General features: G+C 67.1%; 13 protein-coding genes and 4 pseudogenes. 3 read left to right on the top strand and 14 right to left on the bottom strand.

Features of this window, described 5'->3' with window-relative positions; translation table 11 throughout:
• Positions 1–300: 300 nt before the first annotated feature.
• The 3 genes from KUTG_RS11535 to KUTG_RS11525 all read right to left on the bottom strand — a co-directional run bounded on the left by KUTG_RS11535 (position 301) and on the right by KUTG_RS11525 (position 2576).
• Entirely contained in the window at positions 301–792 is a 492-nt protein-coding gene (locus KUTG_RS11535; RefSeq protein WP_369794635.1) for a condensation domain-containing protein, read from the bottom strand.
• A 628-nt stretch (positions 793–1420) separates the two neighbouring features.
• Positions 1421–1822, bottom strand: a complete 402-nt coding sequence (locus KUTG_RS11530) for a GntR family transcriptional regulator (RefSeq protein ID WP_043716755.1) — start codon at positions 1820–1822, stop codon at positions 1421–1423.
• The gene (locus tag KUTG_RS11525; protein WP_043716754.1) at positions 1815–2576 is read right to left on the bottom strand and encodes a hypothetical protein; all 762 of its coding nucleotides are present in this window, start codon (positions 2574–2576) and stop codon (positions 1815–1817) included. Before KUTG_RS11525 ends, KUTG_RS11530 begins: the two co-directional genes overlap by 8 nt.
• Positions 2577–2691: 115 nt before the next feature.
• Between KUTG_RS11525 and KUTG_RS11520 the strand changes: the two genes are divergently transcribed.
• Positions 2692–3993: an IS256 family transposase gene (locus tag KUTG_RS11520; RefSeq protein WP_043729001.1), complete on the top strand. Its 1302-nt coding sequence runs from the start codon at positions 2692–2694 to the stop codon at positions 3991–3993.
• A gap of 239 nt (positions 3994–4232) precedes the next feature.
• On the opposite strand, the gene KUTG_RS11515 is transcribed toward KUTG_RS11520, so the two are convergent.
• The 5 genes and pseudogenes from KUTG_RS11515 to KUTG_RS66100 all read right to left on the bottom strand — a co-directional run.
• Positions 4233–4580, bottom strand: a complete 348-nt coding sequence (locus tag KUTG_RS11515; protein ID WP_043716752.1) for a hypothetical protein — start codon at positions 4578–4580, stop codon at positions 4233–4235.
• An 82-nt stretch (positions 4581–4662) separates the two neighbouring features.
• Positions 4663–4845: pseudogene (locus KUTG_RS63400) on the bottom strand (DDE-type integrase/transposase/recombinase); the annotation flags it as partial.
• A 119-nt stretch (positions 4846–4964) separates the two neighbouring features.
• Positions 4965–5102 (bottom strand): annotated as a pseudogene (locus KUTG_RS63395) (hypothetical protein); the annotation flags it as partial.
• Positions 5103–5104: 2 nt separating this feature from the next.
• Positions 5105–5458 carry an alpha-amylase family protein gene (locus KUTG_RS53260; RefSeq protein WP_052394345.1) on the bottom strand — a complete coding sequence of 118 codons (354 nt, stop codon included), beginning with the start codon at positions 5456–5458 and terminating at the stop codon, positions 5105–5107.
• Positions 5376–5879, bottom strand: a pseudogene (locus tag KUTG_RS66100) (hypothetical protein); the annotation flags it as partial. The gene KUTG_RS53260 and the pseudogene KUTG_RS66100, both read right to left, overlap by 83 nt.
• Positions 5880–7076: 1197 nt before the next feature.
• Here KUTG_RS66100 and KUTG_RS11505 point away from each other — a divergent pair.
• Positions 7077–7952, top strand: coding sequence for an alkaline phosphatase family protein (locus KUTG_RS11505; RefSeq protein ID WP_043716751.1), 876 nt, complete (start codon positions 7077–7079; stop codon positions 7950–7952).
• Here the strand turns inward: KUTG_RS11505 and KUTG_RS66095 are convergent.
• Together KUTG_RS66095 and KUTG_RS11500 are read right to left on the bottom strand one after the other, a co-directional pair.
• Positions 7877–8878, bottom strand: coding sequence for a helix-hairpin-helix domain-containing protein (locus KUTG_RS66095; RefSeq protein ID WP_369794634.1), 1002 nt, complete (start codon positions 8876–8878; stop codon positions 7877–7879). The genes KUTG_RS11505 and KUTG_RS66095 overlap by 76 nt on opposite strands.
• A gap of 48 nt (positions 8879–8926) precedes the next feature.
• Complete coding sequence (locus KUTG_RS11500) at positions 8927–9469, bottom strand: IS630 family transposase (protein ID WP_369794618.1); 543 nt, start codon at positions 9467–9469, stop codon at positions 8927–8929.
• Positions 9470–10093: 624 nt separating this feature from the next.
• Here KUTG_RS11500 and ltrA point away from each other — a divergent pair.
• Positions 10094–11527, top strand: coding sequence for a group II intron reverse transcriptase/maturase (gene ltrA, locus KUTG_RS11490; RefSeq protein ID WP_043714528.1), 1434 nt, complete (start codon positions 10094–10096; stop codon positions 11525–11527).
• Between the two features lie 118 nt (positions 11528–11645).
• On the opposite strand, the pseudogene KUTG_RS11485 reads toward ltrA, so the two are convergent.
• The 4 genes and pseudogenes from KUTG_RS11485 to KUTG_RS11470 form a co-directional block, all read right to left on the bottom strand.
• Positions 11646–12185, bottom strand: a pseudogene (locus KUTG_RS11485) (IS630 family transposase); the annotation flags it as partial.
• 58 nt (positions 12186–12243) lie between these two features.
• A complete protein-coding gene (locus KUTG_RS11480) occupies positions 12244–12783 on the bottom strand; it encodes a hypothetical protein (RefSeq protein ID WP_232240754.1) in 540 nt (179 codons plus the stop codon).
• Between the two features lie 367 nt (positions 12784–13150).
• Complete coding sequence (locus tag KUTG_RS11475) at positions 13151–14056, bottom strand: GNAT family N-acetyltransferase (protein WP_052394344.1); 906 nt, start codon at positions 14054–14056, stop codon at positions 13151–13153.
• A gap of 100 nt (positions 14057–14156) precedes the next feature.
• Positions 14157–14387: TetR-like C-terminal domain-containing protein (locus KUTG_RS11470; protein WP_198047107.1), on the bottom strand; the 231-nt coding region annotated here is incomplete at its 5' end.

Below are 14387 nucleotides of genomic sequence, written 5' to 3'. Positions count from 1 at the left end.
GTGAGGACCGGACCGCCGCTCCCGTCAACGCGGCGGCGACGCTGGTTCGCCACGGCCAGTTGATCTGCGCGCGAGCCACTTGTGAGGACATAGGCATCCCGGGCATCAGCACCACCCCCATCCGTCATTCTGCCCGCCACGCGCCGACAGCAAACGCGACTTCGTCTTCGCGGCATGAGCGGATGTGGTCAGAGGCCGAACATCGGCCCGCACACGCCAGCGCCAGGGTCGCGGCCGGCGACACCAGCTCCGCCCGTACCACGTCGGCCCCGGGTTTGCCGTGGCTCACCGGCAAAGCCGTCACAGGGAACTCCCGCAACGCGGAGTTCCAGTGCCGCAGGCCGGATCGGCCCGGGGCCGGCCGCCTGCCCGCTCGTGGCAGGCCCGGTCGACCGGCTGCGGCACGTCCGCGCCCAGGCGTGCGTCTCGCCGCTGGGCCCGGGCGGCCAGCAACTCGGTGAGTTCGTCGACGAGGATCCAGGCCCCCGTGCCGTCGGCCGCGATGTGCGAGACGACGAAGATCAGGTCTCCGGCCGACGTGCGTCCGAACCGGATCGGGGATTCGGACGTGACGTCGAACGGAGTCTCGACGAAGAGGTGCCGGGACTGCTCGTCCTCGATGTGCGGCAACGCCGCGACGAGGACGTCCTCGTGCACGCTCTGCCGCGGCCGGCCGTCACCGTCGGCGTCGAAGGTGGTGCGCAGCACCTCGTGCCGCAACACGAGGCTGCGCACCACCTCACGCACCTGGTCGTCCGGCAGTCTCTCCGGCACGGCCACGACCCAGGACAGATTCGGCAGCGCCCCGTGGCCGCCGGACTGGTAGGACAGCGCCTGAGCGAATACCAGCAGAACACCGCCGCTTCATCGCCGAACGGCCCGCCGACCGGAACGACCTCTTCGAATACGAGCACTCCTCGCCGACCGTGTTCAACGGCTCGATGGTCAACATGTGCCCGGCCGCCGGACCCAATGGCGCCATCAAGAACCTCGCCGACCTCAGCCCTGTGAAGCTGAACATGACTCGAGGCTAACCAAGTGGGGAGCGCACCGCCTACGCGATTCACGCGAACAGGCGTCCCGGGCTGCCACGAGGCCCGAATGTGAGCGATTGGCGGCAACGTCCCAGTACCTGCTCGCAGTTCAAAGCCGTGGGCATCGATGTCGTTGCGGAGCTCGGTGACCAGTTGGTGTCGTCTGTCACCGCCAAGGGACCACTCGACTGCCAGTCGATGGACCATCGGTCAGTGTGCCGTACTCGAGTGGGTCTCCACGAAGGAGCGGGCGAGTAGCCGCAGGGCAGCAGTTTCGTGGTGAAACCATCGTGCCGCCCGCTACCGCGGGTCGGACTTCGCTTGGTACACAAAGCTTCCTAGCGCAGCAACGCCGCCATCCCCAATGGGAGTACGAACAAGGGGCCTCAGGGCGGAGGCATCCCCTGCGTCGAGGGATCTCTGAACTGGTCCCGCACGGCGGCGATCACCGCTTCCTCGCCGAAACCCAATGCCCGGACGCTGGTCACGTAGCCAGCGGCCGCCACCCGCAGCTGCTGCGCCGCCTCGTCCGGCACGACGCGGCGCGCCACCACGGTTCCATGCCGGCGGGCGGTCTGCAGCACGCCGGCCGCCTCCAGTTCCCGGTAGGCCCGGGCGACGGTGCCAGCGGCCAGGCCCAGATCGCGGGCGAGCTGCCGGATCGTCGGCAGTCTTGCGCCGACGGGCAGCGTGCCCGAGCCGATCCGGGCCGCGATCTGGTCCCGCACCTGCCGCCACGGGGCGACGCCGTTGTCCGGCTCCACCGCGATCATGACCAGGTCAGCCATTGCGGGCCGGCACCTGGCCGCGGAATCCGCTCCAGAAGGCGAACGCGCTGGTCATCACGCCCCACATCACCAGGCCGAACACCAGCACGATCACGCCGATGGAGGCGGCCGTCACCTGGTCGGGGCCGGTCACCAGGTACAGCTCATCAGTGAGCATGGTGGCCGCGAACATCGTGCCGAGGCCGATCGTCACCCGGACACTGCGCAGCCGCAGCGCCCGATCGACCACGGCGTCGCCGATGGCCGGGCGGGCCACCGTCAGCCACGCGAGGGCGTAGACGGCCACCGCGCTGACGACGACCACCACTACCTGTGCCCAGACCGGCATGAGGCCCGGCACATCCACGTTGACCAGCAGAATGCCGACCACCGCGGCCACCACCGTCACCACGTGCGCCACGATCATCCACGCCGGCAGCACGTCGCGGATGGTGCGGCGTTGGAGCGTGGCCACCCGGACCTTGCCGTTCACCGGCCGCAGCATCGCGATCAGCTCGCCCAGCAGCAGCGCCGCCAAAAACCACCCGAGGTAGGGGAAGAACGGGCGCGGGAACATCTGTTCCTGCTCCTGGAGCCCGCCGATCAGGCTGGTCACGATGATGAGCACCACGTAGAGCACGCGGCGGTAGAGCAGGTAGAGCCGGGCGATGCGGCCCTGTTGCGAGGTTGGCTCGGCCACCCCCCAGTTGCGCAGCAGCCGCGGACCGCTGCGGACCGTCGGCCACAGCACCAGGAGCACAATGCCGGCGAACACCAGAGGTTGTCCCAGGTCTCGTGGAAGTTCTGAGGTGGCGGTCCCCCGCCTGAGACCTGCCATGAGGTAGGTGTTGGGCGTCTGCCAGGACAACCCGACAAGCAAGGGGACCGCCGTGGATAAGCAGTACCAGACACCGGAGATCGACTCGACCCGGATCGCCGTGCCCGAGCGGATCAGTATCGCGCTGGACGAGATCGCCGCCGACCTGCGCGAGGGCCTGCTCGCGCTCGCGGTGGGCGCTGGCATGCAGGTGTTGACCGCGATGATGGACGCGGACGTGACCGCGATGTGCGGGCCGCGGGGCCAGCACGATCCGGACCGGGCCGCAGTGCGCCACGGCCACGAGCGAGGGTCGGTGCCCCTGGGCGGACGGCGCGTGCCGGTTACCCGACCCCGGATGCGCGCGGCTGATGGCTCCGGTGAGCTGCCGGTGGCCAGCTACGAGGCGGTCAACGACACCGAGGTGCTGGGCCGGATGGCGCTGGAGAGGATGCTGGCCGGGCTGTCGACCCGCCGCTACACCGCCGGCCTGGAACCGGTGGGTGCCCAGGTCACCGACGCCGCTACGGCGGTCAGTAAGTCGGCGGTGTCGCGGAAGTTCGTGGCCGCGACCGAGACCGCGTTGGCCGATCTGCTGTCGGCTGATCTGTCCACACTGGATCTGGTGGCGTTCATGGTCGACGGGGTGCATTTCGCCGAGCACTGCTGCGTCGTGGCGTTGGGGATCGGCATCGACGGCACCAAGTACCCGCTGGCGCTGGTGGAGGGCTCGACCGAGAACGCCACCTTGGTGACCGAGTTGATCGTGAGTCTGCGGGAGCGGGGTCTAGATGTCACCCGCCCGGTCCTGGCGGTGGTCGACGGCTCGAAGGCGCTGCACCGCGCGATCAAGGACGTTTTTGATCATCCGGTGATCCAGAGGTGTCAACTACACAAGGTCAGGAATGTGGTCGACAAGCTGCCTGAGAAGCTGAAGTCGGTGGTACAGCGTCGAATGCGTGATGCCTACCACGCTGAGGGTGCCCTGGCCGCTCAGGCTCAGTTGGAGGCGCTGGCCGCGGAGTTGGACCGCACACATTCTGGTGCGGCCGCTTCGGTGCGCGAAGGGCTAGATGAGACGCTGACGGTGCTACGGCTAGAGGTGTCCCCGACGTTGGCGCGAACCTTGCGCTCTACCAACGCCATCGAGTCGATGATCTCTATCTGCCGCGAGCATGCCCGCAACGTGAAACGCTGGCGTGACGGGAAGATGGCGTTGCGTTGGTGTGCTGCGGGCATGGTCGAGGCTGGCAAGCAGTTCCGCCGTGTCAACGGGCATCTGCACCTGCCCGCGCTACGGGTCGCGCTCGAACGGCATGTCGCGACCGAAACCGCCGGTGTTGTGAGGCATGATGGGCGTGTGACCGCAGCCTGACGATCATGGGCCGCCACCGAAGTTCCACGAACCTCGGGACAATCTCGAACACCACGGTAATGCCGCCGAGCAGGAGGATGTGGGTCATGTCCGCCCCAAATTTGTATCAAACGGTCGATACAACGTTGGCACAGTCTCCGCTCGTGCGCAATCCGCGTTGACCCTCCACCTGCGTCAGGTAGATGAACTTGTTCGCGATCTTCCGTGCGGGGGGTGCAGGACTGGGCAGCTGGGGTCGGTCAGTCCATGATCGGGCGGAAGCCGCTGGCCGGTGATGAAGGTGGCGGCGATGACCAGGTTGGCGGAGCCACCTCCTCGCTGCCGAACTGCACGTCCAGCACCGAGTGCAGCTCGATGCCGTTGGGGGCGACGCCGGTCTGGCCGTGCAGGAAGTCGAAGAAGCCGACGCCGGTGATCGTCACCGGCACGTTGGCCGTCTTGAACGAGCTGGTCGTGTACTTGGTGGTGAACTCGGAGCGGGGCTTCTTGTGCCCGATCGGGCGGCCGAGCAGCTGCGCGTGCCCGCCATGAGCTACGTGACCAGCGCGCGGGACGCTAGGCTTTGACGCCGAGGCCGCGATCGCCACTGTGCGCGATCAACTCCACGACTGGCTTTCGACGTGCTGTGGCCATGAACAATCAGCGTGAGGGTCGACTTCCGGTTGAAGCGCGGTTCGCGATGGCCATTCCGAGCGCGTTGGTCGTCAGCGCGGCGGTCTGGCTGGAGTCGATCGACCAGCCGACGACGCGTCGGGAGTGCACGTCGAGCACGACCGCGCAGTACACCTTTCCTTCACGGGTGGGGTGTTCGGTGATGTCGGTGACCCACGGCTGATTCGGTGCGCTGCGGTGCCACTGACATCCGGGACGATCGCGACCGACGGCGGTAGCCACGATGCCTTCGAGCGGTCCACGCGGTAGAGCGCGACGCCGTGCGCCGGCACGTCTGCGGAGACCATGCCGGTGGTCTCGGTCGCCTGGTGCGACCACAGGTCGGTCAGCCGGTAGTCGCCGGGATTGCCCGCACTGGTCGAGATGTTCCGCGCGGTCGCGGACTTGTTGAACAACGCGATCGTGATGTCGCCATTGGCCAGCGGCTTGGCCAACACGTTCACGTCGGCGTCGCTGTGCACGATCCATCCCTGTGCCCCCGCGGGTCCTGGCCCACGGCGATCACGTCCTGGTTGGACAGCATCGCGATCGCCTGCGGCGACAGCGAGCCGAGATCCGCGGACAGCAGCAGCGGCGACGCCAACTCGGCCCAGAGCGAGCACTGGCTCTGCTGCTCGATCGGTGAGGCGCCGGCGGTGCCGGCCAGCAGCATGTCCGCGTCGTTCCAGCGACCGGGCCCGGCGTGGGCGGCCGGGTCGAGTGCGTTGTCCTCACGGTAGTTGGCCAGGACGCTGGACCAGCCGGGCTGGATATCGTCGCCGAACCGCCAAGGTTCCCGGTCTCGCCGACCCACGACATGATGTCGGTGAAGTTCGGCCCGCTTCAACAGAAGTACGCCGGCGCGGACTCGGAGAACACGATCGGCCGGCGGTGCTCAGCAGCGCCCGGCTCACATCGGTGTAGACGATCTTCGCCACCTGTGCAGGGCTGTCCCCGGCGTACTGGTCGGTCGGCTGGTTGCAGTAGTCAAGCTTGAGGAAGTCCACACCCCACGAGGCGAACGTGTCGGCGTCCTGCCGGATGTGGCCGTACATACCGGGGAATCCGCCGCAGGTGCGGTAGCCGCCGTCCTGGTAGATGCCGAACTTCAGGCCCAGCCTGTGCACCTGGCCGGCCAACCACGTGATGCCGTGCGGGAACGCGGTCGAGTTCGCTTGCAGGACACCGTCGGCGTCGCGCTGCGACGCCATCCAGCAGTCGTCGGCATTGACGTAGTTGTAGCCGTGCCGGGCCGGTGGTGACTAGCGCCGTCGCGTTGGACAGGATCGTCCGCTCGGTGATGTCGCAGCGATAGTGCTGCCAGCCGTTGAAACCCATCGGCGGCGCGAGCGCCAACCCGTTGTAGGACGGCGTCTGTTGCCGGCGCCTGGGGGCTCGGCATGACCGCGGGCGGCCGGATTAACCCGCCGCCGAGGCCCCGGCCGGCGTGAGCACCGACAGCGCGATCGCCACGGCCGGCGCCAGGCACCATCGAATGCCGGCCGGCATGCTGCCACTGGCCACTGCTTCCTCCCAGGTCGACCGGCGGAACCCGTCGAACGCTAGGGAGTCTCGTCTTCGCGGGCAAGACATCAACTGCTCGGTCTTGCAATTTTAAGCCGTAAAACAAGCATTAGCAGGCAAGTTAATCGGACTTTACCTGATGTAGCAGACATATCGCTCCCGCATCTAGCCGCGATGGCGCGCCGGTCATAGCGTCGAGCCGCCACGCGATGCTCGCCTGTGTCGAGAGCCGTGACTCCGGGCCGGGCACTGGCTCCATCCTCGCGACCGTGCCATCGGGTGTCCGCGTCATCGAGTCGCCCTGGCCGCTGTCAAGAGACCGTAACGACGGAGGTTCCCATCCCTGAAGAGCTTTACGGCACTCGCGCGACAACCGGTTGCGCCGTCAATCACGCCGATGTTCTCAGAACGGGCGGGCGAGGTGGATGACTTGATCGTTCCATCCGAACTTGACGCTTGCTCGGCGGGTGGACACGTCGATATAGTGCGCTATTAGGAAACTTTCCTAACTATCTCACGAAGACTCGGTGCCGGACCCGAAGGAGTGCGACGCGCGCCGACCCGTCCACACCGTCCTGATCCGTCCGCCGTTCGGCAGTCGTCGGTGCCGCGGATATGTCTGTGTGCCAACGGAATTGTGTTGCCGCTACAGTCGTCGCGCCGAGGTGCGTCGACGGCGACGGCAAGGGCTCCGGGTGAATGTCGCACACGCCGACATCTTGTCGCCCGTGGACCGATCCGTTTTTTTACCACGGAAATGTGAGCACTCGGCCTTGTGATCCGCCGAACGGGCCGACCGTCGATCGCTGCCGCTGTCGGCGGTGGCGATCAGATCTCAACGCAGGCACTGGCGTCGCGAAGGCGCGCCGCGGGTGTCCAACGGACCAACTGTCGAGATGTGGAGAATCATGATCACGAACGGAAAACGATGGGCCACGAGGATCGCGGCGGCGAGCGCCGCGCTGCTCGGCCTGACCATCGCCGCGGCTCCGGCGAGCACTGCTCAGGCCCGCGGCGCGACGCCGAAGCCGGACCACGTGGTCATCATCATGATGGAGAACCGCGGGTACAACAGCATCATCGGCAGTTCCAAGGCGCCGTACCTGAACTCCCTCGCCAAGCAGGGGGCCTTGTTCACCAAGTCGACCGCGATCACGCATCCCAGTGAGCCCAACTATCTCGCGCTACTGTCCGGTTCGACCCAAGGCGTCCGAGACGACTCCTGCCCGCACACCTTCGCCGCGGACAACCTCGCGCACCAGCTGGCGGCGAGCGGCGCGAGCTTCGTCGGCTACTCAGAGGGCCTGCCGAAGGTCGGCTACACCGGTTGCGACACCGGCGATTACGCCCGCAAGCACAACCCCTGGGTGAACTTCAGCGATGTTCCGACGTCGGCCAACCAGCCCTACACCTCGTTCCCCAAGGACTACACGAAGCTGCCAACGGTGGCGTGGGTGACCCCGAACCTCCAGGACGACATGCATGACGGCTCGATCCAGAAGGGCGACGCCTGGCTGAAGAAGAACGTCGACGGCTACGTCCAGTGGGCCAAGGCCCACAACAGCCTGCTGGTCATCACCTGGGACGAGGACGAGGACAACGGCGGGAACAACTCGATCCCCACGATCTTCGCCGGCGCGAACGTGAAGTCCGGCCAGTACAGCGAGAAGATCAACCACTACTCGGTGCTGCGCACCCTGGAGTCCGCCTATGGGTTGGCCCCGCTGGGCGCGGCCGCGAACGCGACCCCGATCACCGATGTCTGGTCAGGTGGCGCATCCTGACCGTGCCTCGTGACGAGGTGACTGGCCGCTCTCACCCGTACTGCGCGCACTGACCGGTATCGACCGCGGCCGCGGTCGATACCGGTCGTATGAGCTGTGAGCGCCGGGCTGGTCGAGCAGTCCCCGGTGCTACCGGCCCACGCAGGTAGAAAGCGCGAGTCTAGTGTCCCGAGTTCGAAGTTCGTTGAAGAATTGTACGATCGGTGGATAGCAGGTCGAGGTCGTCCGGCAGCCGCGGTGGTATTGACCGACGAGGAGCGCGACACGCTCACGCGTTGGTCCCAGCGTGCGAAATCGTCGCAGATATTGGTACTGCGGTGCCGCATCGTGCTGGGCTGCGCCGAGGGCAAATCCAACACCGAGGTCGCCACCGAGTTGGGCATTTGGCCGCAGACGGTAGGCAAATGGCGACGTCTGTCGGTGGGTGACCGCGCCGGCCACCACCGCCCGTTGGCCATGCTCCTTTGTGGACAGGCGTGTGATCGGGATGACTCCGAGCTTGTCCAGGCGTGGCCGGAGGAACTGGATCGGGTGGCTGTCGGGAGATTCCCGTTGCCCACACGTCGGCGACGGCGGTCTCGATCTTGTCCATGCCGGGCAGCATCGGTGCGTCCGTGCCCATTGTGGTCCCTGGCAACCGGTCCGGCCGATCCCGGGCCACGGCGCCCGCTGCCCACAATGCCTGCCGCCGGTCCATGCCGAATCCGGCGGATGCCCCCGGCGGTGGCCAACGCCTCCAGTTGGGGCGTGGTCATCCGCGTGCGTCGGGCGAGGTCGACCATGCTCGTGTACTGCCCGTTCGTGTCGCGTTCGGCGACGACGCGGTCGGCGAGGTCGGTGCCGATGGCGCGGATCGCGCCGATCCCGAGGCGCACCGCCCTCACGGCGCTGGTGGCGCCGCATGGTTCGAGGGTGGCATGAGCCAGGCTCAGGTTGATGTCGACGCGGCGGGCACGGCGGATGTCACCTGAGAACTAGTGTCCTGCGCCAGGAATTCGGTCAAGATATGAGGCGAGGCGGTCGAGGATCTCGTCAGCGTCCTTGGTCCACACGAACGGCCTGGGATCGGCGTTCCACGTCGTGATCCAGTCGCGGATGTCGTTTTCCAGTGCACGTAAGGACTTGTGCGCAGCTCGACGCAGGCGTTTGTCGGTCAGCAAGCCGAACCATCGCTCCACCTGGTTGAGCCAGGAGGAGTAGGTCGGGGTGAAGTGCATGTGGAAGCGGGGGTGCGCGGCCAGCCACTTGTTGATCGTGGGGTGTTTGTGGGTGGTGTAGTTGTCGCAGATTAGGTGCACGTCAAGGTCGGCGGGCACCTGCTTGTCCAGTGTGGTGAGGAACTTCTTGAACTCCACCGCGCGGTGACGGCGGTGGATGGAGCCGATCACCTCGCCGCTGGCCACGTCGAGCGCGGCGAACAGGGTGGTGATGCCGTGCCGGATGTAGTCATGGGTACGGCGCTGCGGCAGGCCGGGCATCATCGGCAGCATCGGCGCGGACCGGTCCAGCGCCTGGATCTGCGACTTCGTGCGCCACGAGGCGCTGCACTATCGGGTGGAGGTGAGAGACCTCCGCCGTCGTCCTGTCGCAGCAGGTCGATGAAGCTGAGGGCAGCCTGATCCGGGAGGCGCCGGGGAGGGTGGGAGCAGCCCTGACAACGAGGAGACGGGCCGGCACTGCCAGACGGCTCGGGCTCACCTAGCGAGACGGAAAGGTGTACGTGAGGAACCAGCGGTTAAAGCCTCTCAAGAGATACACCGGCTCCAACCTGGCGGATGCGGGCCGGAGCGCGACGCACACCTGTCTTGACCGGATGTCCGGGACAGGGCGGGTGACTTTCGGGCCGGGTGAAGACGCCGGCAGGGAGGCCGCGAGGAAAGGCTGCGGCGTACTCGTGGCGATGTCGCAGGGGCAAAGCTGGGCACCGACCCCGTCGACCGGTGTGTGGTGAACGTGGGAAGCGTCCCGGGCTGGTCCCGCGTGCTGGCCGTCCAGGTCGGGTGCGGGCAGGCTCGTCGTCGGCTGAGCGGGCCGGGGCGTGGCGGAGCCGTCGTAGTAGTCCGAGGTCGGGAAAGCCGGCCACATGGCGAAGGGCGGCAGCGAGTCCGCGGCGATGGGAACGGAAGGGCAGGAGATCACCGGTGAATACGGGTGTGCTGTGGCCGACGGTCGAGGAGGCCGAGGCGCGGGTACTGCGGATCCAGACCAAGCTGCATCAGTGGGCGATCGATGGTCCTGGTCGCCGGTTCGACGACGTGTTCAATTTGGTGTGTGACCCGGCTGTTCTCGTTGTGGCGTGGACGCGGGTCAGGGGCAACAAGGGTAAGCGGTCGGCGGGGGTGGATGGTGTCCGTCCGGACGCCGTGTTCGCCGCCGAGGAGTGGTTCCTGCCCACCTTGAGGCGAGATCTCAGGGAGCGGCGGTTCGACCCGATGCCCGTGCGGGAGCGGATGATCCCCAAGCCGGGCAGCGCGAATCTGCGTCGCTTGGGTATCCCGACCGCGCGGGACCGCACCGTGCAGGCGGCTCTGAAGCTGGTACTGGAGCCGATCTTCGAGGCGGACTTCCAACCGTGTTCCTACGGTTTCCGTCCTCGGCGCCGGGCCCAGGATGCGATCGCGGAGATCCACCAGTTCACGTCCCGCTCGTATGAGTGGGTCCTGGAAGGGGACATCGAGGCGTGCTTCGACATGATCGACCACCCGGCCCTGATGGACCGGGTGCGTGGTCGGGTCGGGGACAAACGTGTTCTGGCTCTGGTGAAGGCGTTCCTGCATGCGGGCGTCCTCAGCGAGGACGGCGTGGTCAGGAACACCAGTACCGGCACACCCCAAGGCGGGATCCTGTCTCCGTTGCTGGCCAACATCGCCCTGTCAGTCCTGGACGAGCATTTCGCCCGGGCATGGGCGGCCAGCGGCACCTCGTATCGGCGGTTCGTGGCGCGCCGCAAGGGGTCGGCCACCTATCGGATCGTTCGCTACGCGGACGATTTCGTGGTTCTGGTGTCCGGGTCGAAGCGGCATGCCGAAGACCTCCGGGAGGTGGTGGCCGGACTGTTGGCCCCGATGGGCCTGCGGTTGTCGGCAGCCAAGACGAGGGTCTGTCACATCGATGAGGGCTTCGACTTCCTCGGGTTCCGCATCCAGCGGAAACGGAAGCGGGGCACGGACAAGCGCGTGGTCTACACCTACCCGTCGAAGAAGGCGCTGGCCTCGATCGTCGGGCGGGTCCGCGCGCTGACCCGCAGGTCGTCGCATCCAACACTTGCCGCCCTGCTGCGCCAACTCAACTTGGTGCTGCGGGGTTGGTGCGTCTACTTCCGTCATGGTGTGTCGAAGGCGACCTTCCACTACCTCGATGATTACGCCTGGCATCGGGTAGTGCGGTGGATTCGTAAGCGGCACAACAAAACGAAGTGGGCCGTCCTCATGCGCCGTTACCTTCCGGGGTGGCGACCGACGGAGGACGAGGTGACGTTGTTCCAGCCCCAGACGGTGACGGTCAGCCGTTACCGATACCGGGCGGCCAACATCCCTACACCCTGGGCAGTCATAACGCCAGAACCAGCAAAGTGATCCGCTGACACGGGCTCGTGGAGAGCCGGATGCTCAGGAATGGGCACGTCCGGTTCGGCGGGCGGGCCGGGGAAACGTAACGTTCGTAAGGACGTCAACGCGCCCCGGTCCGACCCAACTCGTCGACGCAGAGGACCAGCGCCTTGTCGGGCGGATTCAGGTAGAGCCCGACGACGTCGCGGACCTTGTCGACGAACTGCGGATCGTTGCTGAGTTTGAAGGTGTCGACCTGGTGGGGCTTGAGGTTGAACGCCTTCCAGATCCGTCCGACCGTCGACTTGGACAATCCGCTCTCGGCCGCCATCGAGGTCCGCGACCAGTGCGTGGCATCGGCCGGGGTCCGTTCCAGCGTGGCCACCACCAGTTCCTCGACCTGCTCGTCGGTGATCTTGCGCGGGGCGCCCGGACGTGGCTCGTCCACCAAGCCCTCCAGGCGCCTGTCCAGGAACCGTCGTCGCCACTTGCCCACCGTCTGCGGCCAGATCCCCAACTCGGCGGCGACGTCCTGATTGGATCCGCCGGCCGCGCACCCGAGCACGATTCGGCATCGCTGTGCCAATGCCTGCGACGACTTCGCCCGCCGCGCCCACCGTTGAAGCGTCTCGCGTTCCTCGTCGGTTAACACCACAGCGGCCACCGGCCGGCCTCTACCTGCCATCCGTCAATCCTACAATTAATCAACGAACTTTAGGCGCAGGACACTAGCGTATGCCCGACTATTCGCCGTCGCCGGTACCCTTGCCGTTGGCGCATTTGGCGGGATTGTCGCGCAGACAGACCTTGCCGCCCGACACCCGCAGCCCAGCCTGATCGAAGGCCGTCACCCAGTTCGACGCGATCGCAGTCTGCGCGACCGACAACGGGATCAGACTCGAGCACACCGCCTCGGACAACTTGTTCTCCACCGAGTCCTTCGGGTTCGGGATCGACCCGGGCTCCACCCACAGATTGCGCGGATCATCCGGCGCACCGCCGAGTTCCAGCGACACCAGGTGGTCGTACTCGCCCTTCTGGCCCGCCGCGACGCTGTAGGACCTGGCCGACTCGGCCTTCATCCGGTCCGTGAGCGAGGTCGGCGGCCGCACCGTCTTCGTCCACCCGCTTCGACAGATCGTGTCCTTGATCGTGTCCTGCGTGACTTGCGGGTTGATCGCACCGGGCGTGCAGTGCGGGTCGGGCAGCGGCTGCCCGTCCCGCTGGCCGATGTGGCATGCGCCGGGCGCGGGCATCGGCGCGTTCTTGTCATCCGCCGCCAACGGACCCGACACGGCGCCGGTGCTCGTCGCGCCCGTTGGTGACGGGCCGTCGGCGACCGGAACACGGCAGGCGGCAGCTCCGATGAGCAGCGCGGACAGTGTGAGGGCAAGGGATAACGCGCGATGGCGGCAGGGAGCCATGGAGAAGATCGTAACCGTGGAGTTCGCCTTCCGCCGCGCGATCGATCCGCAGCCCTACCGCCGCTTGGACTCGGGGAGCTGCCACCGCTGTGGACGCGCGTCATGATCATGCTGTTGATGGCGTAGTCAGCCGTCCGCTCATGTCGAGTTGAGGGTGGTCCTGTCGCGACGACCGGGTCCCGTGGGTCTTCACTCTGCGTGCCGACAGCCCGTCCCGGTTGCCGTGTCAGGGGTGGCTGGCGCGCCATTGGTCGGCTGTGCCGATGGGTCGCATTCCGGCGTGGTCGTAGACGGCGATGGCGTGGGTGTTGTTGTGGGTGTCCACGTCGACGCCGGCTGTGGTGTGTCCGCGGTCGCGCAATCTGGTGAAGGCGGAGCTGAGCAGGGTGGTGGCGATGCCGCGGCCGCGTGCCTCGGGCAGCACTCCCAGCCAGGCGATCCAGGCGCGGTCGGCTGGTGCTCGGGCGATGACGGCGCCGACGGGGTTGCCGGCTGATTCGGCCAGTAGCCACAACGATGTGTCGTGGCCGTCGCGTTGTTGTTGATCGGTCAGGAAGTCTTGGAAATCGCGTCGGTGATGGTTCCAGTGGCCGGCGATGGCGGTTTCGAGGACGTGGTGGATGGTCGCCATGTCGGCGCGAGAGGTCGCGGGGCGCACGCGTACGTCGGCCGGCGTTGGTGGGGCGGTGTGGTCGATCAGGTCGGCGATCATCCTGGTGTAGCTGTGGATCTTGGTCCAGCCCGCGGAGCGCAACGCTGGGATGGCGGGGGAGCGGGGCAGTTGGAACAGCGTCACGGGGCTGTTCGGTGCGGCGCGGTCGGTGAGGGTCCAGTGGTGGACTGCGTCCAGGAGTGTGCGGGCGAGGGCGGTGGCCGTGTCGCCGGGCGCTACGCGCAGTTGGGCGCGTAGTTGTCCTGGTTGCGGCGCTGGGTGGCACAGGACCACGCCGGTGATCCCGGTGTCGTCGACGCTGACGAGGCTTCGTGTGCCTAGGGTCAAGCCGGGGGCGTGCAGCAGGTCGGTGATGTCGGCGGCCGAGGTTTCCGGTCGGCCGACCTCGGCCGTGTCGGCGGCGCGGTAGAGGGCGAGCAGTGCGTGGGCGTCGTCGTTGGTCGCAGGCCGCAGGATCACCCCGGCACACTGGCATCCGGCGGGAGCGTCGAACAACCGTGAATGCGCTCTGCTGCCGCGAGTTCTGCGCACGAACATTCAGTGCCGGCGCCTTGGGGGGTCACGCAGGGCTGGGCCGTGCCCCTCTGAGAGCCGCGTCGATCACCGCGTGCACGTGGTCGACGCTCAGCGGAGCGGTGCGCAGCAGCAACCGGTAGTACAGCGGCGCGTAGAGGGCCTCCACCGCGGCGGCGATGTCGACATCGGCGCGGATCTGTCCGTCCCGCTGGGCCTTTTCCAGGCGCTGACGCCGCGGTCCCTCAGCGCGGTCAACGAGCTGTTCGGCCAGACC

Source organism: Kutzneria sp. 744 (assembly GCF_000568255.1).
In the GTDB taxonomy this organism is placed as follows: Bacteria; Actinomycetota; Actinomycetes; order Mycobacteriales; family Pseudonocardiaceae; genus Kutzneria.
This window is presented reverse-complemented; position numbering and strand designations above follow the sequence as displayed.